13 protein-coding genes are annotated in these 16,148 nt (G+C 65.4%); 6 read left to right on the top strand and 7 right to left on the bottom strand.

Features of this window, described 5'->3' with window-relative positions; all coding sequences use genetic code 11:
* Positions 1–247: 247 nt before the first annotated feature.
* Entirely contained in the window at positions 248–781 is a 534-nt protein-coding gene (locus ACIQWX_RS45530) for a DUF4365 domain-containing protein (protein WP_400885192.1), read from the top strand.
* Positions 778–1,914, top strand: a complete 1,137-nt coding sequence (locus ACIQWX_RS45525; RefSeq protein WP_400885191.1) for a hypothetical protein — start codon at positions 778–780, stop codon at positions 1,912–1,914. Before ACIQWX_RS45530 ends, ACIQWX_RS45525 begins: the two co-directional genes overlap by 4 nt.
* A gap of 207 nt (positions 1,915–2,121) precedes the next feature.
* Here ACIQWX_RS45525 and ACIQWX_RS45520 read toward each other — a convergent pair whose 3' ends face one another.
* From ACIQWX_RS45520 to ACIQWX_RS45490, 7 genes are all read right to left on the bottom strand, one after another.
* Positions 2,122–4,761: an Hsp70 family protein gene (locus ACIQWX_RS45520; RefSeq protein WP_400885188.1), complete on the bottom strand. Its 2,640-nt coding sequence runs from the start codon at positions 4,759–4,761 to the stop codon at positions 2,122–2,124.
* The gene (locus ACIQWX_RS45515; RefSeq protein ID WP_400885186.1) at positions 4,706–5,077 is read right to left on the bottom strand and encodes a hypothetical protein; all 372 of its coding nucleotides are present in this window, start codon (positions 5,075–5,077) and stop codon (positions 4,706–4,708) included. The genes ACIQWX_RS45520 and ACIQWX_RS45515 overlap by 56 nt, the downstream gene beginning before the upstream one ends.
* A 359-nt stretch (positions 5,078–5,436) precedes the next feature.
* Positions 5,437–5,814, bottom strand: coding sequence for a hypothetical protein (locus ACIQWX_RS45510; RefSeq protein WP_400885183.1), 378 nt, complete (start codon positions 5,812–5,814; stop codon positions 5,437–5,439).
* Positions 5,804–6,274, bottom strand: a complete 471-nt coding sequence (locus ACIQWX_RS45505) for a hypothetical protein (protein ID WP_400885180.1) — start codon at positions 6,272–6,274, stop codon at positions 5,804–5,806. The genes ACIQWX_RS45510 and ACIQWX_RS45505 overlap by 11 nt, the downstream gene beginning before the upstream one ends.
* Positions 6,275–7,205: 931 nt before the next feature.
* Entirely contained in the window at positions 7,206–7,901 is a 696-nt protein-coding gene (locus ACIQWX_RS45500; protein WP_400885178.1) for a hypothetical protein, read from the bottom strand.
* A gap of 1,377 nt (positions 7,902–9,278) precedes the next feature.
* Positions 9,279–10,244, bottom strand: a complete 966-nt coding sequence (locus ACIQWX_RS45495) for a TRM11 family SAM-dependent methyltransferase (RefSeq protein WP_400885176.1) — start codon at positions 10,242–10,244, stop codon at positions 9,279–9,281.
* Between the two features lie 29 nt (positions 10,245–10,273).
* A complete protein-coding gene (locus tag ACIQWX_RS45490; RefSeq protein WP_400885174.1) occupies positions 10,274–11,152 on the bottom strand; it encodes a hypothetical protein in 879 nt (292 codons plus the stop codon).
* Positions 11,153–11,537: 385 nt separating this feature from the next.
* Here ACIQWX_RS45490 and ACIQWX_RS45485 point away from each other — a divergent pair, with 385 nt between their 5' ends.
* From ACIQWX_RS45485 to ACIQWX_RS45470, 4 genes are all read left to right on the top strand, one after another.
* Complete coding sequence (locus tag ACIQWX_RS45485) at positions 11,538–12,413, top strand: sigma-70 family RNA polymerase sigma factor (protein WP_400885171.1); 876 nt, start codon at positions 11,538–11,540, stop codon at positions 12,411–12,413.
* Between the two features lie 197 nt (positions 12,414–12,610).
* Positions 12,611–12,898, top strand: coding sequence for a pilin (locus ACIQWX_RS45480; protein ID WP_400885356.1), 288 nt, complete (start codon positions 12,611–12,613; stop codon positions 12,896–12,898).
* Between the two features lie 444 nt (positions 12,899–13,342).
* Positions 13,343–15,094 (top strand): hypothetical protein, encoded by a 1,752-nt coding sequence (locus ACIQWX_RS45475; protein WP_400885170.1) that lies wholly within the window; start codon positions 13,343–13,345, stop codon positions 15,092–15,094.
* A 12-nt stretch (positions 15,095–15,106) separates the two neighbouring features.
* Positions 15,107–16,144, top strand: a complete 1,038-nt coding sequence (locus tag ACIQWX_RS45470) for a PrgI family protein (protein WP_400885167.1) — start codon at positions 15,107–15,109, stop codon at positions 16,142–16,144.
* Positions 16,145–16,148: the final 4 nt, after the last annotated feature.

Below are 16,148 nucleotides of genomic sequence, written 5' to 3'. Positions count from 1 at the left end.
GAGGCTCGACGTTGGCTGAATGGCTCAGACGCGCCGTCGGCGGGCGGCGCTGCACAGCTGCACCGAAGGCCGCCACGCCGCACGGCCGGTCGGCAGAGCGGAGCGGAGCCGGCCGTGCCGGGCACGGGCGTGGTCGCCAACGGGAGCAGCTACGCCAGCCGACCGGCGCGCCGCCCGGCGGCGCGCCCTTGATCCCATAGAGCCAAGTTCGACAAGCTTCGAACTATGCCAGATCGGGAGAGTATGGATGACTCCGTCGGACGCACGGCTGACGCTAGTTGAAAGCATCGCCTTCTTTGGTGACACGACCGCTAAGGCTCGCTACGGACTGGCGTACCTCCGGTCGATCTGCAGTCAAGCTGGCGTTGGCTTTAACGAGACTTCCCCCGACGAGGATGTCTTCGCCGTGGACGCCGACGTCAAGTTCCCCGAAGGAACCGTCAGCGTACAAGTTAAATGCACTGGCGGATTCAAAATCGGAGGCAATTCAGCCAGTTGGCATATTGAGCCAATATGGCGAGATAAATGGAATCGCAGCAAGGTTCCCGTCTACTTCGTTCTAGTAATTCTCGACCCCGATCTGCGTCCGGAGTGGGTTACCCAGGAGTCAAGCGGGACAAGCCATCAGTCCGCCGCATTCTGGGTTCGAGTTGACAATATCGCCGAAACCACCAGGCTTCACGTTCCCAAAGAGAACAGACTTAGCTGGGAGACTCTGCTGATATGGCGACGTGAATTACTCGCCCGATTTGTTGATTCCAGCGAGGGTTTGTCGGCATGACAGAGACCGTCGCATTTCCAGACAGAGAAGATCTCATTGAGTACATGCATGATGAGGGTTGGGCCCCGATATCAAGCGGCACGTCTGGCGAGCTGTGGTCTAAAGGCGAACGCTACCTGGCAGTACCCAGCGATAACGATCGAGATCTCGTGAAGGGCGTTATCGAGAGGCTTGCCGTCGCGAACCGCATCAATATCTCCCGCATGTCAGAGGAGATTCGATTTCGAAGAATGGATGTCGCCGACTTTCGATCCCAAATCGATTCCAGCATTGCGGACACGATCAGCCTAGACGCCGCCATTTCAGTCACGTCATCGGCAAAGTCGCTACTAAAGAGCGCCGCCGCGACTTCAACCCGCCCGCGCGGTGACCTAAGAAATAGCTACGGACCATTTGCTCGAAACTTCACATCAGCAGCGCGCATGGCCCACACCAAGCGCGGGTCCTTCATCATTCCCATTATCGTACCGCTCTCACGAGTACAATCGCCCGCACCAGCAGAACAGTCTTCGCTCGTCGAGATACACAGAAGTGCTCCCGAACCGTTCGAGCGACGAACGATGAGAACTCTTGCTCAGGCTCTTGACGCCGTGTCATCGGTAATTGTAGATCCAGGAGTCCAACCTACAGCTAGAAGCCTCCACGCAGCGGTCGAACTGGGCGTTAGTCGCCAACTCTGCAACGCAATCAGCAACATTCTTGTGCAGCCGTCTATTAGCGAACTAGAGACCGTCTTCAAATGGGCGCCATCCGTAAGAGCGCCGAGCACAATCCCTACCGCTGTCACCATACCAGCAGAGGGAGTCGAACTCGTACAGTGGGCCGCAAATCTACTCAAAACGATCAAAATCGAACCGTCCAGGGTTTTTTCGGGCGTAATTGTTGGCTTACACCACCGCCAAGAAGAGGAGTTTGGTGACATTACAATTTCAACTGTACGAAATGGCAAAGCTGCCGATGTAACCGCCCGCGTGCCAGTCAATATCTACATGAACGCACTACAGTGGCACGCCCAAGTACGCCCACTGACAATCGAAGGAAAGGTCGAACCGTTCCAAGGCAGAAGCTTCATCCTTCAACCTGTCCGTTGTATACCTACGGACGAGCTTTCACTAGCTGCACTCGACGACTAACTGCGCTTAGCGCGCCTGTCCGGACATGACCCGATAGGGCTACGTGACTGGTTGTCCTCCGTGGGGCATCGGCCGTAGAACGCAGTGGCATCCACATTCCCATCGAATGGCTTTAACATTCCCCTAGTCCACAACGCGTCCAGGGCATCCCACGGATCGTGCTCACCGCCGCTGGTCACGGCCGCCTCCGGCTCCATACGCCCCGGGTCATCGCTTGACAGATGGTTTAGGAGAGGGAACGTGTGCCACGGCGGCGTGCCGAATAGGTGGTGCTATCAATCGCACTGCGTCCGCGTCCATCATCAGCCGCTGAGCGGTACCAGTGTCGCGGTCAACTGCGCGCACTTCCACGGACATGTCGACATGAACCTCAATTGCGACTTCGATGCGGAGGGCACCTCGGCGGGCAGGCCGGAGGCCGGCCAGCATGATAGTGCCTAGTTGACGGTTGCTGGCAGCGACGTCAAGTTCGCCCTGAAAAATCCGCAATTGGACAGCAGTCTGACTATCTTCGACCGTGGTGAAGACTTCCATCCTTTTCGTCGGCACTGTGGTGTTGCGCTCAATTAATCTATATACCCCGCCATTCGTTTCGATGCCGACCGACCACGGGATGGCATCCAAGAGCAAACTATTGTGGTTGCGACCGTGCAAGATGGCCGCTTGGGATGCTGCGCCGTGGGCGACACCATTGGGAAAGAGACCTAGCCGCGGCGTGCGACCGGTCAGCCCGGAGATGCACGCGCTGATCGCGGGCATCCGCCCGGCGCCGCCGAGGAGCAGGGTCTCCTCGATATCGCCAATGCTGATGCCGGCGTCACGCACGACAGCGTTGATCGGCCGTGTGACCTGGTCGACCAGGTCAGCTGTCATGCGGTCGAACTCGACCCGTGAGATCGTCTCGGTCACTGCCACGCCGGCCCCCAGGTAGGGAAGACTGACTGTTGTCTCTGTGAGATCGGACAGTTCGATCCTCACTCGTTCGGCGGTATCGCGAAGCCACCGCATCGCCGTTGGGTCACTTCGCAGATCGATGTCGTGAGTTTCCCGTAGCCGGGTAAGCAGGAAGTTCACCATGTGGGCGTCCCAGTCGTCGCCGCCGAGTCTCCGGCCCCTCACCGCTCGCACTTCCGCGACCCACTGGTCGTCTGGCCCCGCCGAGCTGGCGCCAAAGCCGACCTCGACGAGTGCAACGTCCAAGGTCCCGCCCCCGAGATCGACTATCAAAATCGTTTGCTGGGAGTCGCTCTCGTTCCGCTGCAGCGTCATCGCTGCAGCGATCGGCTCGGTCACGAGGCGCTGTACCGCCAGGCCGGCTTTCTGTGCCGCATTGACGAGCGCACGACGCTCGGACAACCCGAAATAGGTGGGCACCGTCATGACAACGTCGTGGATGCGACCTTGAATCGCTCGTTCGGCATCGCGCTTGAGGTGCCCAAGGATCACAGCCGCGATGTCGTCAGCGGTCAGCCGGCGACCGCCGATCGCAGTGACCCAATCCGATCCGAGCTTGTTCCTGATTCCGAAAAAAGTCTGTAGCGCGTTGGTGACAGCTTGGTTCCGGGCTCGTTCGCCCACCAGCCACTCGCCACCTGAACTCAGTGCGGCAACGCTGGGCGTGGTCAGATTGCCGAATTCGTTCGGCAGCAATCGATGTTTTCCACGGACGTAGACAGCGACAGACGAGGTGGTGGTGCCGAAGTCGATGCCGACCGGCAGAGAGCTTTTCGGCCACTCGTCGACCGGACTGGATGCCGGCGGGCCACCGACGGCGGCGGCGCGGTGGTCGGGCGGCCAGTTCTTCGGTGCTATGGGTGCTCGAAGTTTGCCGAGGCCACGAGCGGACCACATCACGCGCGCTCGGTCGGCCACAGTCGAGTCGTGATCGGCTGCCAACGTCGCCAGCAGCTCCACGGCCGCGCCGCGCACCTCGATGTCATCGCTATCAAGCAGGTTATCCAGCTCGTCCACGACGCCGCGGCGCTGCCACACCTGCCGGCTCCGGCTTGCTCTGACCACTTCGGTGGGAAGCCACGAGGCACCAACGCGGACGTTGCGGGCCAGCAGAATCGTCCCTTCGGCGCTGGAAACGCTGCGGGTCGGTGTCTGATTCGGTAACTGCGCGCACACTTCGCGGTACACGTAGTCATACAGGTCGTCGACACTGACCAGACCGTCCAGGTCGACGTCGGCGTCGCCGGTGGCCAGGCCTTTGACGATCGCTTGCGTGAAGATCGACGGCTTGGCGGTGTCGCGGCTGGTTGCGATCGACTCGTGGCTGAACTGCAGGGCATTGGATGCGGTGATCACAACGCGGCCCTTGCCGCCGAACGCTTCGGCAACATCCACCAAGTTATCGGTCGAACGGGTCCGCATGCCCCGGCTGTACGCACCGCTATAACAGCAGTCCAGGGACACCACGATTTGAGCGGACCGACAGCTGTCGACCTGGTCGTTGATGAACGTGCAGTCGATGCCGGTCGAGGCGAGCAAGTCGCGCTCTGTGTCGGCAGTGACGAGGAATAAGCGGTTGTCACGGTTCTTCATGCCGTGGCAGGAGATGTGCAGCCACAGCACGTCTGCGCGCTCAGCCCGCTGAAAGAACAGCTCGATCGCACGGCGAACAGCAACGCCACCACCATCGAGCACCACCTCAACCTCGAAGCCGCCGATTGCCGGTTGTGTCAGCAGCCTCTCCAGTGCGTCCGCGTCCTCGGCCGCGCCCGGAAGCTCGGCGAACGCCGGGTCTTGATAGCGCTGGTTTGCGACGATCAGGCAGCGGCGAGCCATATCAGCTACCAGCGTGACGGTCCAGAAATGCCTCCACGAGCGCGTCTTGCTGCGCACGGGTAGCGGCCGTGAGCTCGATACTGTCGTCGCCGCATTTGATCGTGACCGATCCGCGTTTCTGTCGCTCGAGCCAGCTCTTGACGACGTCGACGACGGCTCGCATCACTAGCGGTGACGACATCAGCCCGACCAACGTTCCTGCCGCTGCCGCCGCACCGGAGCGGGTGCCAGGCTTACTCGGGATTTCCGGCCGGTCGAGGCGGTCAAAGTCAAGCAGGTCCAGCTCTTCGCAGAGCCGGTCTCCCGCGTCAGCGATCTCGGCGAGGTCACCTTCCCATCCGCTGACGATGAGTTCGATTTCGCGTCGCGACACAGCTGCTCCCGCAGGGACGTAAACGACCAGGTCTTCTCATAGTCGGCGATCGCGCGGCCGTGTTACGTCCCCTGAAAGACGTATCCGCCGGGAGCGGCGCCTCAACGCTTCGACCAGGCACGTTGTCTGTGACGAACGCTGGCGTACGACTCCGGCCGGCTGGAAGCGTGCTACGTCCAAGCCTCGCTGCCCACCGCAGGGATGATGCCCGCAGGTCGTTCACACCGGCCTTGACCTCAGCCGTCGCACCATTGAGCCCGAGGCCGCCTCCGATTTGGAGCGCGCAGACGCATCGGTGCAACCTCGCTGTCACCAGAACGCACCGCAGAGGACAGCCTGTTTGCGTCACGGGCTCACCGTCACCGACTGTCGCGCTTGCGCTCTCCGAACAGGTACCCGATCACCGCAGTCAGCGCTCCGACGACGGGACCAATGATCACCTGAATAATCGTCTTTCCGAACTCCGAGTCAAACCAGTGAAACGCGAGACCGAGACAAACTACGGCCAGGGAGAGCGCAATCAGACCAAACAACAGGTAGACGAGCAGCTTGCGAAGCTGGTCGTCCGGCTTGACCTGGACGACCTGTAGGCCAGCTCCCCCGCCCTGAGCATCGACAGGGACGTCGTTTTCGGCGTCGTACGCGACAAGAGCTCGCTCCGCTTCGTCGGCGCGGGCCTGCGTCTCCCCATCTGCTGATACGGCGGCTTGAGCTGCCGCCTCCTCATTAGTTGCCACGCTGACCACTCTGCTTGTCGAACGGCGGGTTGTCGGACGTCCGGGCGGGCAACGCGGGAAGCTCCGACATCATGACTCGAAGTTCAACTCCCTGGAGCTTTCGTTGCGAGACTTCCCGTGCCTTCGCGAGCGCCTCGATGACGGCGCCTCGGAGGTCCTCGATGAACTGCTCGGCGCTGTCCCGCTCAGCCCGCACTGATTCGTACTTCTCGTGCAGCCGGCGGTTCTGATCCCGCAGCCTGTCCATCTCCTTGTGCGCGCGTTCCAACTCATCGGCGTGCCCACACGAAGCGGGCGAGGGGGCGAGGTGAGCCGAACGAACCACGAGAGGGTTCTTGGGCAAATCTCGGTTCGCCGCGGCGTCAGCGGGCGTCTCGAACTCAGACCGCATGGCGACGATGGGTGGCTGCTCCGGCTGCTTTGCCGGCTCCGTGTCCTGCTCTCCACCGTGGTACGCCATCCGTGAGCCCCTCAGGCGTCAGGCTCGGGCCGGGTGCCCAAGCTTTGAGACGCGAGGATACTCCGACCTTCGGACGCTCCTAGCGGGAGGGCGGCTCGGATGCGCACATCTGTCGCATCCAGGTGTAACACGGCCCGCCTATAGCACGACTCCCCTACAGCAACTGTGCGGAAGTGTGGTGACTTGCATACACCGGCGTGTCATACTGACGCAGCCAACAGGGTAAGGTTGACACCGAGACCGCCAGGTGCTAGCAGCGGCAACTGCTGACCTGGCGATCGGACGTGGGTGGCGGCAACCGCGCGCGTCCGGCTCAACCTTGGGATGTCGATGGTTACAGCCGTCTACATCCCAGAAGTTAGACAGGCGTCTGGCGGCGGCACTCGCCAGCGTAAGACTGCGACCACGGGAGTTCTGCATGGCCGATTCGACTCAGCAAACACAAGCTGCGAATCCTCCACGAAAGGCTCGGACCAAGCTAGCCACCGACGCTAGGTCCGTCACGCGCCTTACGGTGAACATCGGTCCTGCGACTGCCGAGGCCCTGCAGCACATGGTGGACTCAGAGAACCTGACGATCACCGAAGCGCTCCGACGGCTAGTCAGCTTGGGGTTCTTGGTCCATCAAAAGGTCGTGGACGAAGGCATGGACCTTCTCCTGCGCAAAGGCGACGAGACACAGCAAGTTCTCATCCCCAGGTAGCTCTGACAACGATGACAACCAGCTGGCAACAGTGAGATGAAGGCCCTCGGGGCGCCGTTCAGACGACGGCCCCCCGAGGGCTTTGTCATACTGAACGACGCGCCCAGTCGCCAGCCACGCGCGAGACCGAGGAGACGCGTCGAAAGGCACGTGAAGCGCGGCCTCCCACTTATGACCTCGCGCTCGCACACTGCTCGCCATGAGCAGCTCGACCAGCAGATAGACTCCTCAGTACCGGCGATCCGCAGCTGGCGCAGCTGGCGCAGCTGGCGCAGCTGGCGCAACGGTGAAGGCGCGTGAGCCAAACCTCGCCATGACGCTCCTGACTTCGTCGAGCGACGCCGCGAGTTCAGACGGGAGATTCTCGAACTGATAGCCATTTCGATCTAACTGCACGATCAGATATCCGAGAGCAAGGAACAGGTCAAGCGGCTCTGCGGCCTCCTCTGCAATGGAAGCTCGAAGCGTCCGAAGGTGCGGCGCAAGCTGACCCATGAGCTGGTCACGCTGCGTGGCGCGCTCGTCGACCGGAAGACGGTCCCAAGTTGGGCCAGCGTTCTTTGGAGTCGGGCCAGTCGCCGTCGCGTAGAGATCTTCCTCAATGGCAGCGGGTAACAGCCTCGCCAGACGGAGGAACGTCGTCCGCCTCGCCTCCACGAGTTCAAGTAGCTCATTGCGCCGCCGCCTCTGTGCACGAGCCGGCACGACATCGCGACCACCATCTGAGGTGCTGTGAGCTGCCTTCAGCCGGAGGTATCGCTGCTCCGCAGCTTGCCGACTGCGCATGGAGAGGTGTTCCGCGATCTCTGCCCAGCTCATCTTCCGATCACGAGCTTCTGCGATCAGGCGAAGTTCAATCTGTTCCAGTTGATATTGAGCCAAGGGCAGCAGCTTCAGGGCATCACCGACCTCATCCACGCCCACTCGGCCAGCCTGCGGTACACCAGGGTCGCCAACTTGGTTGAGCAACTGAGTTAACTTGCCGGGACGCATTGCGAAGCGGCGCGCACCGATACGGCGAGCCAAGCCACTTGCCCGCGCTGCAAGCTCCTGCAGCTCAGTCGTCGAATATCTCATGAGCAACCCGTCTGAACGTCAACATTTCATTGACATGCTACGTCAATAGTCTGTTGACGCTTCCGCGCACAAGCCCGGTCAGCGCCAAACACGCAAGCAATCTAGCCCCGCCCGCCGAAGTGCCGACAGCCCGCTTAGCAGCAGGAAACGCGACGATATAGATGACAACTACTGGACAATTTCACTCAAAGTACATGTTTACACACTTAGAGTCATGGATCACTTTGTCATAACGTGACGCAAGTCACTTACCCTGGAGCTTCTCGATGGCGCATGATTGCGCCCATCAGCCAGCCGCCACCGACACGGTGAAGATCGACTCGTCGATTCGCACTGGCGACGGTGTTCGACTTACGATACTTGCCGGTATCGAGCGTTGGACACAAGAAATCCGTCGTGACGCACCGGCACGTACGCCACGACGGAATCCTCGTTTTCAACTTGAAGCGACTTGACATGCACCGACGCACGGACCACGAGCGTTGAATCAGCGAGTCAAGCTTTGCAACACCGTGAGGCCCTGACTATCCACGTCAGGGCCTCACTGTTGCAAGACCACCCCAACGCTCCGCGTTTGTTACGGTGCATCAGGCGACGACGGATCGCGCTAACCTCCGGTTCAACCCTCAGAGCTTCAGCGCCAGACGGACACATCGACTCAAAGGTCGCGCATCCCCCTCCGGCCACAGCCAGCCTCGACCCGGCAAGGCCTGCGTCACAGCAGAAGGCCTGCCGTGACGCGCGAGGACCGAAAGTTGCCCTTCGGGAGATCCGCTAAACAAGCACCCTACAGGGGCACACCGACAGACTGTGCACAGCGCCACGCTCCAAAGTGTTGCGCGCTGGTTCACCCCGCGACTCACCTCAAGGCAAGTGCCGCCGCAGACTTTGCGCGAAGGTTCGAGGGCCTATTGCGAAGAAGGCCCTCTGAACTGGGATAACCTCCCACCATCCATCTCAGCTCGTTGCATTCACGTGAGCGAATGAAGCTAAGCTTCCGCTCAGTAATCAAATCTCAAGGTAACGCTACGTAGGGTAGCAACACGGATAGACAGCAGCCTGTCACCGAAGAGTGTGACGGATATCTCTTACCTTCACGAGCTAATGCACGTGCTGATGCGCTTGCATAGTCGGCTTGCGCATCGAGTTGGTCGATCAGTTGCCTGACTTTCAGCGGCATAGGGTTCGAACGGCGAGGTTTCTGGTCGGCGCTGGCCTGACCCTTCACTGAAGCCGCATAGTTATGACGTCTTCATGTGCGATCAGGTGCAGCGGCAGTCCGGTCTCACGCTGTTTGCGGATGAAGTCGCGCTGGAAGAAGCTGCCGCGCGCGACCAACTCGGTGTCGGCCACGCGGGCGAGCAGGGCGACGCACCGCTCGACCGGGACCAGGCCGGCCGCGGCGCCGCACGCCATGACCTGCGAGGGCAGGTCGATCAGTTCGGCGTGTTCGCGCCACGGCCGGACCGTGATCGCGACGTGGCCGCCGGGGCGGAGGACGCGGGCGCAGGCGGTGAGGATGCGGGTGAAGCCGGCCAGCAGGCGGTGGTGGCCGATGTTGGCGAGGTTGCCGCGGTCGAGTGCACTGCCGTAGCGGTAGTGGCGCTTGCTGACCTTGTTGACGCCGGACTCCCGGTTCGTGTTGACGAGGCCGTGCACCGACGGGCCATACGGCGGCGAGGTGACGACCAGCGCAACGTGGCCGACGTACTCGGCCGGCAGCAGGCTCTCGAGCTGGCGGGCGTCGCCGCGGACGACCTTGCCGTCGTGATCATGGCTACGGTTGCGCGCGAGGCGGAGGTTCGCGCGGGCGATGTCGGCCCAGTGCGGCTCGTACTCGACGCCGACCGCTCGGCGGCCGAGGTCGATCGCCTCGACCAGCGTGGTGCCGATCCCGCACATCGGGTCCAGCACCACCTCCCCCGGCTTCGTGTAGTGCTCGATGGCGTGCGCGGCGACGGCGGGCAGCATCTTTGCCGGGTGCGCGGTCGACTCCGGCACGTACCGGTCCCTGCGCTGCGCGGCCGGCGAGGTCTGCGCGGTCGCCCACACCGACACCGGCAGCTCACCGAAGTTCGTCGGCTCGTCGGCGGGCGGGGTGGTGTCGAGGGCGTCGATGTACGCGCGGGACAGCGGCATGGTCGGCTCGTCGGCCCTTGACGGTGGCGTGTTCGGCTGGGTGGTGGTCATGGCAGTGCCCGTGCCTTTCGGTCGGCTGGTCATCGGAGGTCTTCCGGCTGCGCGGGGTCGGCGTGGGCTTGGGCGAAGACGAGGACGTCGCCGTGCACTCGCGCGTGCGTCATCGGTGCGGCGAGTTCTCGGCCGCCGGGTGCGAGGGCGGTCCCGTCTGTCGCGGTGGGTGGTTGCAGGCGGCCGTTCTGGATGGGGGTGTGGAGGGTGACGATGTGCTGGAGGTAGAGCAGGTCGGCGTTTTGCGCTGCAGTGATCATCGGGCCTGACGGGTCGGTGAGGCGGCCGCTTGACCAGTCGCTGTGGGTGTAGACCGCGAGAATGCCGCCGAAGGCGAGCGCCCGGCTGGCCGTGATCGCCAGCGTCTCCGTCGAGCTGTCGGTTCCGCGGTCCGTCGGCAGCGACGTGATGATCAAGTCGACTCGCTCGTCGGCCGACAACCAAGCCGACGTCGCCTCGCCGCTGATGGGCACCTCGTTCGCGGTCAGCGGTTCGAGCTTCGTGATCGCGGGGTGGCGGCCGAGCGTGTGCACGGCGTCGAGCGCCGCGTCCAGTTCGCCGGCGCCGGTGGCGCGGCTCGCGGCCTCCTCAGCGGTCGGCCATGGTGCGAGCAGGACCCGAGCGCCGGGCGCCGAAAAGCTGGTCGTGATGGTTTCGATGATCTGCACCGGCCAGGCGGCTGTCGGGTCGATCGGGTCGGGCCCGGCTGTCCACACCGTCGGCGGAATCGGCGCCAGCTCGCGGCTGGTGGCCGCTCGCTTCGGGGCCCGGCGAGTGCGCGCGCTCGAGTCGACGGGATCCGGAGCGCCCGGGTACGGGGTGCCGTTGACGGATCGAGGGCGTTGCGGGCGGGTCGAGTCGTCTCGATTGGACGGCCGGTTGGTCGAAGACGGCGGGCGTCGAGTCACGAGCGGAACCTCCGGGGCGGGCCACCGACCGATCGAGTCGGGTGGCTTCTGCGCGGTCGCTGGCTAACTCCGGCAACGAGGTGGCCAAGAGACACCGTCACGCCGGATCCGTGTTTTCTTCCGGGGGCCGAACCTCGGTGGCGGATTCCGAGCTGGTCAGCTAGCAGGTCGCGCCTGCGATTTCGAGGTCAGGGTGCAGGTGTGAAACGGCTTTGAGGCGGCTTTGTCACGTCTCTGACCTGGGCTTGAAGCGGTTTTGAGGCGCCCCGGCGGGCTTCCTGGCGACGTCAGCTTCCGCTCGCTCAGGAGTGCCGCCATGGACCAGCCCTCGTCACCGAAACACCCCACAACCAGTCCGACGACGCGTCCGCGTGGCGAGCCCGGCGTGTTCGATACCGCCCGCACCGCGTTCGCCTGGCTGGTCACCGGACCGCATCCGGTCGCTCTCGACGGCCACCAGGTCCGCGGGCTGCCGCCGCGGCGGGTGCCGCTGGACGAAGTCGGCCGGCTGACCGTCGCGAAGGGATGTCCACAGCAGACGCGGGACGCGGTGTGGACGGCACTTGTGACGCGGTCGCGTGCTGAGGGCGGCACGTGGACTGTCGCGTGCGTCGGGCTCGCGTTGCCGGTGCTGCTGCCGGTCGCGGCGAAGCTGACCAACCGGTTCCGCGGCGAGGTCCACGACGTCCACGCCGCGGTGCTGACCGGCTTCCTCGAAGCACTCCTCGACGTCGACCTCACCCGGCCCGCGATCCTCGTGCGGCTGCGCTGGGCCGCCTACCGCGCCGGCCACCGCGCTCTGCGGGAGGCGCTCGGCGCCGCGGCCCCGGTCGCCGACCTCGGCGCTCGTGCGCCCGGGCCGGAGCACGCCGGCGGACACCCCGATTTCGTGCTGCTCGCCGCCGTCGACGCCGGTGTCCTGGCCGCCGCCGAAGCCGCGCTGATCGGTGACACGAGGTTCGGCGAGATGTCGCTGGCCGAGGCGGCGCAGGCCCGAGGCCAGACATACAAGGCGACGCAGCAGGCCCGGCACCGCGCCGAACGCAAGCTCGCCGAATACCTGAGCGAGAGCGACACGGCAACGCGCCCGAAGAGGCGGCGCACTGTCGCCCGCGAGCCGGAGAAGACGCGGCGTCCGGTGTCTCCCCGGCCGCCGAAATCCGGAGTTGGTGACCGCGGGACGCGAGTGCCCGCCCGCCCTCGCCTATCCCGGTCCACGTCGGAACCGGGCGCCGTTCAGGAGGCGTCCTCATGCGACTGATCACCCACCGCCCCGGCCACCGCACACCCACCCGCCAGCCACCGAACCGGCACAACCACCACGCGACAGTCCGAGTTTCAGCTCACACGACGAGCTGCCGCCAGCTCGATTCTGTGCCGATAGCTCCGATCTCTCCGGCGCGATCGTCTCGTCGCCCCGTCATCGTGCTCGGCTGCACGCTGGCCATAGCCGCGCTGATGCTCGGTGGTTCCGCGGCGCACGCGGAGACCGTGCAGTACGTCGCGCTCGCCCAGTCCGTTGATCAGGTCCTGTCGAACATCCGCTCGTGGATCATGGGCATCCTCGCCGGCGTCGCGCTCGTCTTCCTAACCATCGGCGGTCTCCGCTACCTGATGGCGTCCAACGACCCCGGCGAGATCGAAAAGGCCAAGGGCGCGTTCAAGGCCGCCGGGATCGGGTTCGGTCTCGCCGCCCTCGCACCGCTCGTCGTCGAGATCCTCAAGACGATCGTCGGCGGGGCGTAGACGATGCCCACGCAAGCCGCACGCCGCATGGTCATACCGGAGAACGCCGTCCGGTCGCGTCGCCGCCGCTCGTTCTGGCTCGTCGCCTTGGCAGCAGTACTCGTGGCCGTGCTCGGCGGCGTCGCGTCCGCAGCCGCCGCCGGCCCACGACACACCGGCGCAGTCCAGCTCGCTCCGGCACAGCCGCCGCCGTTGCCGCTGCCACCCAACCCGGGATGCGAGCCAGGTTCTGCGGAACCGGCCTGCCACCTTCCGAGCACGAGCTCGGCCCCGCCGATTCCGGCGACGCCCCTGCCGCCGATCACCGCGCTGCCTGCTCCGCCGTCTTGCTTCCCCGGCTCGTTGGATCCCGGCTGTGCGCCGGCCACCAGCTCGCCGTGTCAGGGCCCGAACTGCATCCCTCAGCCGTCCACGCTCGTGCCGAGCACGCCACCGTCGGCCTGGGTGCCGGACGGCGCCGGCGGCGACGCCGCGGAATGCGGCCTGACCGACCTCACCGGCTGCATGGTCGTCGCCGCAAGCGCACTGCTCGCCGCGGTCGTCGCCGCCGGGATGAACCCGCTGCTGGACCTGCTCGGCAAGACACTGCTCACCACCCCGGAGCCGGATCAGCTCCCCGGCCTCGGCGCCGTGTGGGTCGGCTCGTGGCACATCCTGCTCACCGCCTACGTGATCCTCGTGCTGCTGGCCGGGCTGATCATCCTGAGCTACCAGACGCTGCAGGCCCGCTACACCATCAAGGAACTCGCCCCGCGGCTCGTCGTGGGTTTTCTCGCCGGGACGATGTCGCTGTTCCTGATGACCAAGGGCGTCCAGGTCGCTAACGCGTTGTCGGCCGCGGTGCTCGGCGAGGGCGTGGATCAGGCGCAGATGACGCGCAGCTTGATCACGATGGTGCAGGGCTCCCTGCACGGCGGCGGCATCTTCCTCGGCATTCTCGGGCTCGGCCTGGTGGCGATGCTGCTGGTCCTGCTGGTGGTGTTCGTGGTGCGGGTGGTGGTGACGATCCTGCTGGTCGCCGCGGCGCCGATCGCGTTGATGTTCCACGCCCTCCCCCACACCGAAGGCATCGCCTACCTCTGGTGGAAAGGCTCCGGCGGCGTGCTCGCCATCCAGGTCGGTCAGTCGTTGACGCTCGTGGTCACCGTGCGGGTGTTCTTCGCACCCGGCGGGTTCACCCTCTTCGGGCCGTCGCTCTCGTCGCTGATGAACCTGCTGCTGTGCATCGCGCTGATGTACGTGCTCATCAAAATCCCGTTCTGGTTCCTCGCCCCGCTGCGCTCCGGCCGCCCTTCCCTGCTCGGACGGATCGCGCGCGGCGTCATCGCCTACAAGACGATGGGCCTGCTCTCCGGCGCAGCAGCCAGCCGCGCCACCTCGCGGGCTCGCGTCGGCGGACCGAGCGCGCCGCCGGATCCGCCGGCGACGCGGTCCGGGCAGTTCATGCTGCCGATGAAACTGCGACGCTCCACCCACTCGCGCCTCAACCCGCGCCGCGGGTGGGACGAACTTGCCCGCGCCGGAGCGCTCGACGGAGTACCCGGGCCGGGTCAGCTGTCGTTGTTTACGGCGCGCACCGGCGACTCGACGGTCCGGACCAACCCGCGCGCGCTGCCGCTGAAGGACCTGCCGAACGCACTGCCCGCCGACCAGCTCGGGTTGCCGATCACCGTGCGCCGCGACCCCGACCGCACCCCGCGACGCACGCTCGCCGACGACCTCGCCGCACCGACACCCACCGCTCGACCACCGCGGCAGCCGGGCCTGCTGACGCCGGACGGGCGGATCAACCGCAACGCACGGCCGCCGGCAAAGCTGCCGAACGCGCTGATCGCGCCGAGCGCGGGCATGTTGCCGATCCACCTCCCGCCGCAAACACCGTGGCCCGCACGACGCAGCCTCGCCGACGAACTCGGCAACCCGGGCCGAACCAACCGCGTACCGCAGACCGGGCCCGGCCTGATCACACCCGCCGGTCAGATCAACCGTGCGGCACGCGCCCACCGTCGTCCTGCGCCCGATGCCTTCAGCGGGAACTGGTCACTCGCGTCCGGGCAGTACCCACTCCCCCTCGGTCTCCGCCGCCAGCCGAAACCCGAATCGCCAGCAGCACCGGCACCACTGCGCAAGCGCACCGGGAAGCAGCTGCCCCTGCCGCTGAATCTGCCGCCGCGGCGACGCCGTCCGAAGAAGTGAGGTAGCGAGGTCATGTCCCGTCCTGTGCGCATTCCCGCCGACGTCGACCGCCCCGACCGCGTGCTCGGCCCGCTCACCGCGCGGCAGCTGACGATCCTCGGCGTCACCGGCCTGCTGCTCTACGCCCTCTACGGCGCCACCCGCAGCTTCCTACCGCTGCCGCTGTTCCTGCTCGTCGCGGTCCCCGTCGGGCTCGCGGTCACGGTGGTCGCGCTCGGCCGCCGGGACGGTGTCCCGCTCGACCGGCTGCTGGTGGCCGCGGTCCGTCAGCGCTGCACCCCCCGCCGCCAGGTCTCCGCCCCGGAAGGCGTTGGGCCGGTGCCGGCCTGGCTGGCCGCCGAGTCCGAGCAGGACGACGTGGCACCGGCGCCGCTGGAGCTGCCCGCGCGCGGGGTCGACGACGGGATGAACGCCGGCGTCGTCGACCTCGGCGACGACGGTCTCGCCGTGATCGCCGCGTGCTCGACGGTCAACTTCTCGCTGCGCACGCCCGCCGAACAGGAAGCGCTCGTCAGCTCGTTCGCCCGCTACCTGCACTCGCTGACCGCGCCCGTGCAGTTCCTCGTGCGGGCCGAACGGCTCGACCTCGCCCCGCAGATCACCGAGCTGCGCGACCGCGCCGGCGGACTCCCCCACCCCGCCCTCGAAGCCGCCGCGCTCGACCACGCCGACTACCTCGCCCAGCTCGGCCAGCACACCGACTTACTGCGCCGCCAAGTGCTGCTCGTTCTCCGCGAACCCACGCGCCCCGCCGTCGTTGACAGCGTCAGCTCGACCCTGGAACGCATCCGCCGACGCCCTACAGCACCCGCGGCCGACCGGGCGACACGACAGGCAGCTGAGCAGCGCCTCGCCCGCCGGCTCAACGAGGCGGTCGAGCTGCTCACCGCGGCCGGGATCGTCGTCACCGCGCTGGACGCCACGACCGCGACCGGAGTGCTCGCCGCGGCATGCAACCCCGACACCTTCCTCCCGCCCTCGGCCGCGCTAGCCGGCGCCGGCGACATCGTCACCGCCGCCGACTTCTACGACGACTTCGAAGGCAGGTGAGCGA

The organism is Amycolatopsis sp. NPDC098790 (assembly GCF_044759945.1).
Lineage (GTDB): Bacteria > Actinomycetota > Actinomycetes > Mycobacteriales > Pseudonocardiaceae > Amycolatopsis.
The sequence above is the reverse complement of the archived record's forward strand: the minus strand, read 5'-3'. Positions and strand labels throughout refer to the sequence as shown.

Excerpts from the sequence above, each read along its gene's own strand:
- ACIQWX_RS45525 (WP_400885191.1), top strand. The coding sequence starts at position 778 with ATGACAGAGACCGTCGCATTTCCAGACAGAGAAGATCTCATTGAGTAC.
- ACIQWX_RS45470 (WP_400885167.1), top strand. The coding sequence starts at position 15,107 with ATGTCCCGTCCTGTGCGCATTCCCGCCGACGTCGACCGCCCCGACCGC.
- ACIQWX_RS45495 (WP_400885176.1), bottom strand. The coding sequence starts at position 10,244 with ATGACCACCACCCAGCCGAACACGCCACCGTCAAGGGCCGACGAGCCG.
- ACIQWX_RS45480 (WP_400885356.1), top strand. The coding sequence starts at position 12,611 with ATGCTCGGTGGTTCCGCGGCGCACGCGGAGACCGTGCAGTACGTCGCG.
- ACIQWX_RS45505 (WP_400885180.1), bottom strand. The coding sequence starts at position 6,274 with ATGGCGTACCACGGTGGAGAGCAGGACACGGAGCCGGCAAAGCAGCCG.
- ACIQWX_RS45530 (WP_400885192.1), top strand. The coding sequence starts at position 248 with ATGACTCCGTCGGACGCACGGCTGACGCTAGTTGAAAGCATCGCCTTC.